Raw genomic sequence first — 10,036 nt, 5'->3', positions numbered from 1 at the left:
CCTCATGGGAACAGCGATCACCGTCCGAGGACTGGTGAAGACCTACTCCGGAGTCCGCGCGGTGGACGACCTCGACCTCGAGGTGATGGAGGGCGAGATCTTCGCCCTGCTCGGGCCGAACGGCGCCGGGAAGACCACCACCGTGGAGATCCTCGAGGGCTACCGGCGGCGCGACGGCGGCACCGTCAGCGTGCTCGGCGAGGATCCTCAGCACGCGGGACGCGACTGGCGCGGTCGGATCGGCATCGTGCTGCAGACCAGCCAGGAGAGCGCCGAACTGACCGTCGTCGAGATCGTCCGGCACTTCGCCGGGTACTACCCCGACTCTCGCGACCCCGATCAGGTGATCGACGCGGTCGGCCTGACCACCAAGCGCAACGCGAGGATGCGAACCCTGTCCGGTGGACAGCGCCGCCGACTCGACGTGGCCCTCGGCATCGTGGGCTCGCCTCGGTTGCTGTTCCTCGACGAGCCGACGACCGGCTTCGACCCGCAGGCCCGACGCTCGTTCTGGGATCTCATCGACGGCCTGCGTGACGGGGGAACCACCATCCTGCTCACCACCCACTACCTGGACGAGGCCGAGTACCTGGCCGACCGGGTGGGAGTGATCAACTCGGGTCGACTGCTCGCGGTCGACACCCCCGAGCGGCTCGGCGGGCCGGCTGCCCAGGTGCCCCAGGTGCAGTGGCTGGACCGGGACGGCGTCCCGCACCGCGAACAGACCGAGACCCCCACCGCTCTGGTTGCCCGTCTGGCGGACCAGTTCGGCGGCGAGGTGCCCTCGCTGCAGGTCGTGCGGCCCAGCCTCGAAGAGGTCTACCTGTCCATGATCGAGAAGTCGGAGGTGGCCCGATGAGTACCCCGTCCGTCACGGCATCCTCGCTCCCCGCGACCCTGCCGGTGGGTCTGGCCCGCACCGTGATCGAACTGCGTCAGTTCTTCCGCGAGCGCGACAGCATGGTCTTCACCTTCGCGTTCCCGGTGATCATGCTGTTCATCTTCGGTTCGGTGTTCTCGGGCTCCGAAGTCGCCCCTGGCGTCGACTTCACGCAGTACTTCGCAGCCGGAATGATCGCCTCGGGCGTGGTGCTGTCGAGCTTTCAGTCGTTGGCCATCGGCATCGCCATCGAGCGCGACGACGGCACGCTCAAGCGGTTGCGGGGCACCCCGATGCCTGCGGCGTCCTATTTCCTGGGCAAGATCGGCCTGGTGCTGGTCACCAGCGTGGTGCAGACCGCCGTCCTGCTGGTCGTGGGTGCGCTGCTGTTCGGACTGGATCTGCCGAACACGGCCGAACTCTGGGGGCGGTTCGCCTGGATCTTCCTGCTCGGCACAACCTCCGGCACGGTGCTCGGCATCGCCTATTCCAGTGTCCCCCGCTCGGCCCGCAGCGCCGGGGCCGTGGTCTCCCCCGTGGTGATCGTGCTGCAGTTCATCTCCGGCGTCTTCTTCGTGCTCGGCGACATGCCCTCCTGGATGGTCAACCTGAGTTCGATCTTCCCGTTGCGATGGCTGGCACAGGGCATGCGCTCGGTGTTCCTGCCACCGTCCTTCGAGCAGGCCGAAGTGGGTGGCTCGTGGATGCTCGGCCAGACCGCGGCCGTGCTGGGGGCCTGGACCGTGATAGGTCTGCTGTTGTGTCTGTGGACCTTCCGATGGGCTCGACGCGGTGACCGCTGAGCTCGACGCGAGTGCCGGGCCCGAGGGTCCCCGGACGCGAGTGAGTGCCGGCCCCGAGGGTCCGCTGGCCCGGGCCGACGGGATGTGGGCGAGCACCATCACCGGGTGGCACTACGCCATGTGGGGCATCACCGCGCTGGGCATCCTCACCGCGCTCACCCTGGACGAGGTGTCCCGGGGCGAGCGCCTGACGGCCGGGGTGACGTTCCTCGTCCTGCTGGCCCTGTACGTGATCGAGATCCAGCGGGTGCCGTGGTCCGAGCGCGAGGCAGCGTGGGCCTATCTCACGGCGGCCGTGATCGGGCTGGGGGTGGCCTGCGCGATCCATCCCACGTTCACGCTGCTGCTGTTCATCGTGTACCCACAGGCCTGGCTGTTCACCCGCACCCTGCGTCAGGGCGCCGTCGTGACCGCGTTGCTGACCGGTTCGGCCCTGTTCGGCATGCTCGAGGGCTATGGGTTCACCTGGGCCAACGCCCGCGCCCTGGCCCCTCAGATGCTGGTCTCGATGGGCTTCAGCCTGCTGCTCGGCTGGTGGATCTCGCGGATCATCGAGCAGTCCCACGATCGCGCCGCGCTGATCGCCGAACTCGACCGCACTCGGGTTGCGCTGGCCGAGGCCAACCACCAGGAAGGTATCGCCCAGGAGCGGGCGCGGATGGCAGGCGAGATCCACGACACCCTGGCGCAGGGGTTCACCAGCGTCGTGATGCTCGCGCAGGCCGCGGCCGCCCGGCCGCAGATCCCGGACGCCGTCCGGGAACGGCTGACCGCGATCGAGGACGTCGCGCGGGCGAACCTGGCCGAGGCGCGGGCGCTGGTCGCCGCGTTCTCACCCGCCGACCTGGACGGCGCTGGCCTGGCGGACGCCGTCCAACGGCTCGCCCGGCGATTCGAGCGCGAGACCGCGACCCCGGTGACCGTCGAGGTCACCGACGCCGTCGACGGTCTGATGCCGAGCACGCAGGTGGTGCTGCTGCGCGCCGTTCAGGAGGGGCTGGCCAACGTGCGCCGGCATGCAGCGGCGCACCAGGTCAGCGTGCGTCTGACCCGGAGCGAGAGCGAGCCGGGTACGCGGGGCGGGCGAGTGGGCATCGAGGTCCGCGACGATGGTGCGGGGTTCGACCCGACCTGCGCCGCAGGCGGTTTCGGTCTGGCGATGATGCGCCGCCGGGTGCACGAGGCCGGCGGCGAGGTCGAGCTGACGAGCGCGCTCGGCCGGGGAACCGTTCTGCGCGCGTGGGTTCCCTTCGGCGAGCAGGAAGAGTCGTGATCACTGTTCTGGTGGTCGACGACCACCCTGTGGTGCGGTCCGGTCTGGTGGGCATGCTCGACGTCGAGGACGACCTGGTCGTGGTCGGTGAGGCGGGAGACGGCGAGGAGGCCGTGATCCGCGTGGGCGAGCTGAATCCGGACGTCGTGCTGATGGACCTGCGGATGCCCCGACTGGACGGTGCCGCGGCCACGGCCCGCATCATCGCGGCCCACCCCCGCACCCGGGTGCTGGTGTTGACCACGTACGACACCGACGCCGACATCGTGCGCGCCGTGGAGGCCGGGGCCACCGGCTATCTGCTCAAGGACACCCCACGCACCGATCTGGTGGACGCCGTCCGCGCCGCGGCCCGCGGTGAGACGGTGCTGGCGCCCCCCGTGGCCGCCCGGCTGGTGTCGCGGATGCGCACTCCCGCAACGGATCTGTTGACCGAGCGGGAGGTGCAGGTACTCGCCGCAGTCGCGCGGGGCCTGTCCAATCCCGAGATCGGGCGCCGGCTGCACATCGGTGAGGCCACGGTGAAGACTCACCTGCTCAGGGTGTTCACCAAACTCGAGGTGGACGACCGGACCCGCGCGGTCACCGTGGCGATGGAGCGCGGCATCCTGCCGCCACCCACGGTCGGCTGACCGGCTCCGAAGCGCACCAGGCCGAGGCGCGCGAGCGCGTCGTCCACGTCAGGGGCCGTGCCGGTGGTGCGGGCCAGGGTGCGGCCCCACCTGACGGCGTCCTGACGCCATGCCTTGACGAAGGCCGGCAGATCGAGCTCCCACTGATGGCGGTGCTGCATCAGGGTGTGCCGAGCCACCGTGACGCAGTCCAGGGCCTTCTGCCGGTCGGCCAACCGGGCCCGCGAGCCGGCCGCAGGCGCCTGCATCAACTGCGACTCCACCGCGTGCAGGAAGCGCCGCCGCACATTGAGGTAGTCGGCCCAGTACCCCGAACTGGACGCCGCACTGAGTGGTTTGCGCCGGTGGAGCAGGGCGAACAAGCCCTCGCCCAGGAGATCCCCGAACTCCTGCACCCGGGCATGGTCGGGATCGGCGAAGGGATCGAACGCGCGTTGCCGCAGCGTCCCCCCGAGGGCCAGCCCGCGCTCACGGCGCACCAGGAGATCGGCGAAGAAGAGCCAGTCCTCGTTGTACACCGTCGGGAAGTGCGGCAGCCGTTCGTCAACCCTCAGCAGCAGACCCCCGGCCCCGACGAACGTGCCCTGTCGCCCCCCGGCGAGCCGGTGGGCATGACAGGCCACGGAGTTGTCCGGGAAGTCATCGAAGGCCCACCCGATGGCACCCGGCCCGCCGCGTTCGGCCAGACGACGGCGCGATGCGCGCAACACCGAGTCCGGTGGCGCGCTGACGTCGTCGTCCATGAACAGGATCTGCCCCCAGCCCAACAGGACCGCCAGCCGGAGGCCGAGGTTGCGCTTGAGCCCGGTGTCACGAGTGCCGGAACCGCCGGTGTCGATGCGGTCGGTGGCCAACGCCGGCATGCCGTCCGGGCGCCGGTCGGGGAGGTCCACCGCGACGATGCGCTCGGCCGGCAGGCGGCGCCGGGCGATGCGGTGCACCTCGGCCGCCGCGCTGGCCCGGCTGCTCAACACCACCAGGGTGGCCTCGTGCAACCGGGCCACCTCGATGGCCGCCACGATGGACCGTGACGCCCGCGCGGCCGGCACCACCACGGCGTCCAGGGCGGGGGTGGACTGGCCGGCGGAACCACCCGACCGGGGCAGGAGCACCCGGTGATCGGCGATGTGACCTGCGGTCATGGTGCGGTGGACTCCTGGGTATCGGGTGAGTGCTGGGCGAGTGTCGGGTGAGTGCCGAGCTGGGGACGGGACGTCGAGCGGGTGCTGCTCAGCCGGGCGAGGGACTGTGCCGCAACACGTGCATCGGTCGGGTGAGGTCGGGGGTCAGGGTCTCGAGCCCGTCGCGGCCCTGGAACACGGGCACGTAGCTGAGCAGCCAGAACCGTTCCGGGTCGACCAGAGCGGACAGGTATTCCTCATTGCGCACCCGCATCAGCGGATCGGTGAAGGCCCGCACGGCACCGTAGGTACCTCGGCTGAAGATGCCCGAGCAGATCGTGACCGTGGTGGTCAGGTTCATCTCGTTGGGCAACCGGGCGATGAGGGCGACGTCGTACTCGAGCATCGGGTGCCCGTCGAGGCTGCGGCGGTGCTCGCCGGTCAGGCCGTCGAGCAGGAACCGTGGCGGATGGGCCTCACGCCGGCGCCCGTGGTAGTCGAACTCGCCGGCGTCGTTGGAGGTCACCACGTACTGCCGGTCGTACTCCGGGTCGCCACCATCGACCGTCTCGACGAACACCGGCAGGTCCAGACGGCGGCGGTAATAGGCCAAGGCCTCGGAGTAGGGCCGCGCGCCGCGCGGGTCGTCCCCGCGAACGTCATCGCCGCCGCCGAGGATCACCACGTGCGCAGCGAAGGTCTCGGCCGTGACCTCGTCCCCGCGGACGAAGGCGACGTCACTGGTCGGATTGTCGGCGCGGATCTGCCCGTAGGCCTCGATCAGGGCATCCATGTCGGCATGACGCAACGAGGCGATGTGGTTCGGGTGCCAGGGGCTGGTGTACTGCGAGTTGATCTCGTGCGGCGGCAGGATCGAGCTGATGATGCGGATCGGCTGTCCGTCGGGGAAATGCCAGAACGAGCGCGATCGCTCGGCCACCCGTTGGGCACTCATGGCGGCCGCCCGCAGCTCGAGCAGCTCCTCGAGCAGGACGACGCGGCGCTGCTCCTCGTCGGCGGTGAGCTGGTCGTGAGGCAGCAGCCGAGCCCGGTGGCCGTCGAGCGAACGGACGGTGGCGAAGAACTGCGCGTAGGAGTGGAGCCGCTCCTCGGGGGGAACGGTGTCGGTACCGGTGTTCTCCCAGGAGGAGACCAACGGTGCGCTGGCCCCGAGGGCGTCGGCCAGTTGCCGTTGAGTGACGGTCACCCCGGGCCAGGCCGTGGTGCGCAGGGTGCGCAGGCGCTCGGCGAGGCGCCCGCGCGCAGAGATCGCCAGGCGCGTCCGGGCCGAAGCCGAGTCGATCATGATTCGATCAGCTCCCCTCGGGTGTTCACTCGCATCGACTGATGTGAACTGAAGTTACTGATGACACGACCATACCCTGTCCGGGACACCGCAGGCATGCACCTCTGAACCTGGTCCAGATTGATGGTCGAGGAACCTTGCGTCAGGAGGATGAGAGAGCTTTACTGAAGTTCAGTCACAAGCACTGATGCGCACTTGTATTCATCATTGGTCACCGCCCCAGCGGTATCGGCGTCCTCACTGGCGGCTTCCGCCACCAGCCCGACGTCTCTCACACCGTCGGCGACGCGCATCCAGCGTGCCGCCCTCCCCGGGGAGGTTTCGCGATGGTCACCATGGCGATCCACACCGCACCGCTTCTACGCTCCGCCCTGGCCGACGTCCTGCCCCAAGCTGCCGGCGTCATCATCGTGATCTTCCTGATCCTGGCCCTCGGCTTCGTGATCACCGCGTATACCGAGGCCGCCTCGCGTCGGATCAGGCCCAGGATCGTCCTGACCCGGGAGCGCCCCGAGGGCGACCTGGGTGCAGCGGTGATGCCGTTCCTCTTACTGGCACTCCTGGTGGCCATCGCGGTGGTCATGGATCGCGGGCTCTGAACCATCGGCTGCCCTTCCCCCGAATCGGAGCGCCGGGCAGTGTCGTCTGGGGAACGGCTGCCCGGCGCTCCTCGTTGTGGCGCAAGGCTTTTCCGCTGGACGCCAGAGCGTAGCCCGGCTCCGGTTTGGTTCCTGACGGGTTTCGCCGCTACCCTGCGTCACCATCTGCGGATCACCGCCTTCGGCGCGGTCCGACGCGCAGAAGTTGAGATCCTTCGAACGCAGGAGTCCTCATGCCGGGAGCCGCAGGGTCGCACACCGCTGTCGGGCGAATCCGACTCTCCCCCGATTCTCCGGCCCTCGGCAGCGCCTGGCGACAATCGTCCTTCTGCAGCATGGGGAATTGTGTTCGCGTTCGGCGCGAGGGCGACGACGTGATCGTGGGTGACTCGAAGGACCCTCACGGCCCTCAGCTGCGGTACACCAGCGACGAGTGGGTCGCGTTCGTCGCCGGCGTCAAGGCAGCCGAGTTCGACCTCTGATCACGCCTCGGGTTCTGACTCCACCGCACGCCAGGCACGCATGATGTCGCCGATGATCGCGCGGGAACGCGAGGTGTCGAGTGCACGCTGGGTCAACGACGCGAAGGCCTGCCGGTAGCTGGCCACCTGAGCGTCCTGTTCAACGAGCAGTTCCCCCCAGAGACCCTCGACGAACACCACGTCACGCTGATTGGCGTGCTCAAAGACCTGAATCACGAAGGAGCCCCACAGGCCAGGGTGGATCCCCGCCGTGAACGGCAGCACCTGGATCATGACATTGGGCCGAGCTGCAGCGTCGAGAAGAGCCCGGCACTGTTCGATCATCACCTGCGGTGTACTCACCACTCGACGCAGCGCCGCCTCGTCGATGATGAAGTGAAAGCGCTTCTCCTCACGCGGCAAGAGCAAGGCCGACCGCTGCATCCGTGCTGCAACACGTTCTCGCAGCACCGAGTCCGGCAGCCTCTCGGCGAACTGCGCATCGAAGAACGTCGCGGAGGCATAGGCCTCGGTCTGCAAGAGCCCCGGAATCACCAGGGCATCGAATTCCTCCACCCGGCTGGCGGCCATCTCGAGGCCGAAGAACATGGGCGCCGTCTCGGGTAGGCCGCTGAACTCGGTCCACCATCCGGGCTCTCGGCTGGCCCGGGTCGCCGCGATCAGCTCGCGGGTTTCCTCCTCGGACAACTCGTACACGGCGCAGAGCGACCGAACGTCACCGATCTGCAGGCCGCGCAACCCTCGTTCGAGCCGAGAGAGCTTCGCCGCTGAGACACCGACCCGGGCGGCGACCTCGACCGCCGTCAACCCCACCCGCTCGCGATGAGCGCGCAACAGGCTGCCGACCTCGCGGCGTTGGGCGGTCGGACCGATCTCGCTCATGCAGCCCTCCGTGAGCCGGTGCCCGAATCCCGCGAAACGAGCCGAGTGTCTGGCAATTGCCACCCTATTGCACTTGTCATCCATCTCTTGCCTGCGGGACGATATCGGTGTAACGCGACATCGACGAGCAGAGGCAATCTGCTCGACAACGTTGGCAGGTCAACGGGTCGAGATGCCGCCGCACACGGGGAGGGGGGCCTGCCGATCAGCTGACCAGACGCGCCACCGCCTCGGGCACCACCACAGCTCGCACCACGGTAGGCCGGGGATCGCCCCTCCGATCCCCACATCCCATTCATCGATTCACAGCTGACGCGCTCAGCGGACGACGACCTCACCGAGGCCGCAAACGTCACTGAGCGGGCGCTGCAACGCCCGCTCAGCTGTGAGTCATCGCCGGAGAGACGAGGGGATCACAATGCGTGATGGTACTCCTGAGACAGCTGCAGTTCCATCGATAGGCAGCGCTTTTCACCTGACGTCGGGTGAACCCGCTGACGACGACCACCCTCCCCAACGCCACCCGTCACCCCTGGCCGGTGGCCTCGGTGCCCCCGCACCACGGCCCCTGCGCACCCACGCTCTGACGACGTTGTTCGTCGTCCCGCTGCGTGACCTGGGCCTGGTCGCCGACTCCGCCGTGGCGCTGACCGTCACGATGTTCACGCTGATGCTGCTGATCGCGGCGGTCGCGGCCTTCAGGGTCTTCAGCGACTTCATGTACCGGCGTAACCGTCCGCTGGTCTTCGCGATCACCGCCGAGCCCACGACGGAGCACCGCAAGAGCACGACAACTCCACTGCTGCAAGCGATTCTGCTGCTGATGGCGCTGGCGGTCATCGCGGCCATGATCGGGGTGTCATCCCCCTCGACCTGACGGGCGGAGTCGGCAGCAGCGGGTCGGGGTCCCGCCGGGCCGACTCGGCCCGGCGGGCACTCCGCTCGCCCGCCGCGCCCCGACACGAAGCACGGCGGCCGGGCTGGCAGACTCGGTACATGGAGGGGATGATCCGAACCGTCGAGTCCCTGCCGAAGGCTCACCTGCACCTGCACTTCACCGGCAGCATGCGCTCACGGACTCTGAGCGAGCTCGCGGACAAGCACGGGATCCGCCTGCCGGAGACCCTGCGGGAACACCACCTGGTGCGGCTGACCGCCGACGAACGGGGATGGTTCCGGTTCCAGCGGCTGTACGACGCCGCTCGCGCCTGCGTCCGCGATGCCGACGACATGCGCCGCATCGTGATCGAGGCCGCGCAGGACGACGCCGCCGAGGGTTCGGGCTGGCTGGAGATGCAGGTCGACCCGACGTCCTACGCCCCCTTCGTGGGCGGATTGACGCCGGCCCTCGAGATCGTGCTGGACGCCGCGCGCGAAGCCAGCCGGACGACGTCCTGCCAGGTCGCGATCGTCGTGGCCGCCAGCCGCATCCGTCACCCGCTCGACGCTCGCACCCTGGCCCGCCTGGCCGCCCGGTACGCCGGTGAGGGCGCGGGCCAGGTGGTCGGGTTCGGGCTGAGCAACGACGAGCGCCGCGGCGACACCGCCGAGTTCGCCGCCGCCTTCCGCATCGCCACCCGGGCCGGGTTGGTCAGCGTGCCCCACAGCGGTGAGCTGCTCGGCCCGGCTCAGGTGCAGACCACCCTGGACACCCTGCGACCGGGTCGGCTGGGGCACGGGGTTCGTTCGGCCGAGGACGCCGCGGTACTCGCCCGCGTGGTCGAGGCGGGCATCACCCTGGAGGTCTGCCCGGCCAGCAACGTGGCACTGGGGGTGTACCACGACGACGCCGACGTGCCACTGCGTTCGCTGCTGGACGCCGGAGCGCGGGTGGCGCTCGGCGCGGACGACCCGCTGCTGTTCGGGTCACGGCTGGCGGAGCAGTACACCGCGGCCCGCGGCGTCCACCACCTGAACGACGAGGCCCTGGCTCAGCTCGCCCGGTACTCCATCGAGGGGTCCACGGCACCGCCGGACGTCACCAAACGCCTGCTGACCGGCGTCGACGACTGGCTGGCGGGCCGACCGGCCGCAGCGACCGGCCCGGCGACGTCCTGA

General features: G+C 69.3%; 11 protein-coding genes. 8 read left to right on the top strand and 3 right to left on the bottom strand.

Going from position 1 to position 10,036, the window contains the following annotated elements; all coding sequences use genetic code 11:
- Positions 1-4 precede the first annotated feature (4 nt).
- The 4 genes from IPK24_10105 to IPK24_10090 are packed head-to-tail and all read left to right on the top strand — an operon-like array spanning position 5 to position 3,588.
- On the top strand, positions 5-859 hold the full coding sequence (locus tag IPK24_10105) for an ABC transporter ATP-binding protein (protein ID MBK8075903.1): 855 nt from the start codon (positions 5-7) through the stop codon (positions 857-859).
- Positions 856-1,683, top strand: a complete 828-nt coding sequence (locus IPK24_10100) for an ABC transporter permease (protein MBK8075902.1) — start codon at positions 856-858, stop codon at positions 1,681-1,683. The genes IPK24_10105 and IPK24_10100 overlap by 4 nt, the downstream gene beginning before the upstream one ends.
- A complete protein-coding gene (locus IPK24_10095) occupies positions 1,673-2,956 on the top strand; it encodes a sensor histidine kinase (GenBank protein MBK8075901.1) in 1,284 nt (427 codons plus the stop codon). The genes IPK24_10100 and IPK24_10095 overlap by 11 nt, the downstream gene beginning before the upstream one ends.
- A complete protein-coding gene (locus IPK24_10090; protein MBK8075900.1) occupies positions 2,953-3,588 on the top strand; it encodes a response regulator transcription factor in 636 nt (211 codons plus the stop codon). Before IPK24_10095 ends, IPK24_10090 begins: the two co-directional genes overlap by 4 nt.
- On the opposite strand, the gene IPK24_10085 is transcribed toward IPK24_10090, so the two are convergent.
- Positions 3,486-4,730, bottom strand: coding sequence for a hypothetical protein (locus IPK24_10085; GenBank protein MBK8075899.1), 1,245 nt, complete (start codon positions 4,728-4,730; stop codon positions 3,486-3,488). The genes IPK24_10090 and IPK24_10085 overlap by 103 nt on opposite strands.
- Positions 4,731-4,818: 88 nt before the next feature.
- Positions 4,819-6,015 carry a helix-turn-helix domain-containing protein gene (locus tag IPK24_10080; GenBank protein ID MBK8075898.1) on the bottom strand — a complete coding sequence of 399 codons (1,197 nt, stop codon included), beginning with the start codon at positions 6,013-6,015 and terminating at the stop codon, positions 4,819-4,821.
- A gap of 326 nt (positions 6,016-6,341) precedes the next feature.
- Between IPK24_10080 and IPK24_10075 the strand changes: the two genes are divergently transcribed.
- Together IPK24_10075 and IPK24_10070 are read left to right on the top strand one after the other, a co-directional pair.
- On the top strand, positions 6,342-6,614 hold the full coding sequence (locus IPK24_10075; protein ID MBK8075897.1) for a hypothetical protein: 273 nt from the start codon (positions 6,342-6,344) through the stop codon (positions 6,612-6,614).
- A gap of 233 nt (positions 6,615-6,847) precedes the next feature.
- A complete protein-coding gene (locus tag IPK24_10070) occupies positions 6,848-7,096 on the top strand; it encodes a DUF397 domain-containing protein (GenBank protein MBK8075896.1) in 249 nt (82 codons plus the stop codon).
- Here IPK24_10070 and IPK24_10065 read toward each other — a convergent pair whose 3' ends face one another.
- Entirely contained in the window at positions 7,097-7,978 is an 882-nt protein-coding gene (locus tag IPK24_10065; GenBank protein ID MBK8075895.1) for a helix-turn-helix domain-containing protein, read from the bottom strand.
- A 592-nt stretch (positions 7,979-8,570) separates the two neighbouring features.
- Here IPK24_10065 and IPK24_10060 point away from each other — a divergent pair.
- Both IPK24_10060 and IPK24_10055 read left to right on the top strand, forming a co-directional pair.
- Positions 8,571-8,855 (top strand): hypothetical protein, encoded by a 285-nt coding sequence (locus IPK24_10060; protein ID MBK8075894.1) that lies wholly within the window; start codon positions 8,571-8,573, stop codon positions 8,853-8,855.
- A 119-nt stretch (positions 8,856-8,974) separates the two neighbouring features.
- A complete protein-coding gene (locus IPK24_10055; protein MBK8075893.1) occupies positions 8,975-10,036 on the top strand; it encodes an adenosine deaminase in 1,062 nt (353 codons plus the stop codon).

It is taken from the genome of Kineosporiaceae bacterium (assembly GCA_016713225.1).
GTDB lineage: Bacteria > Actinomycetota > Actinomycetes > Actinomycetales > Kineosporiaceae > JADJPO01.
The sequence above is the reverse complement of the archived record's forward strand: the minus strand, read 5'-3'. Positions and strand labels throughout refer to the sequence as shown.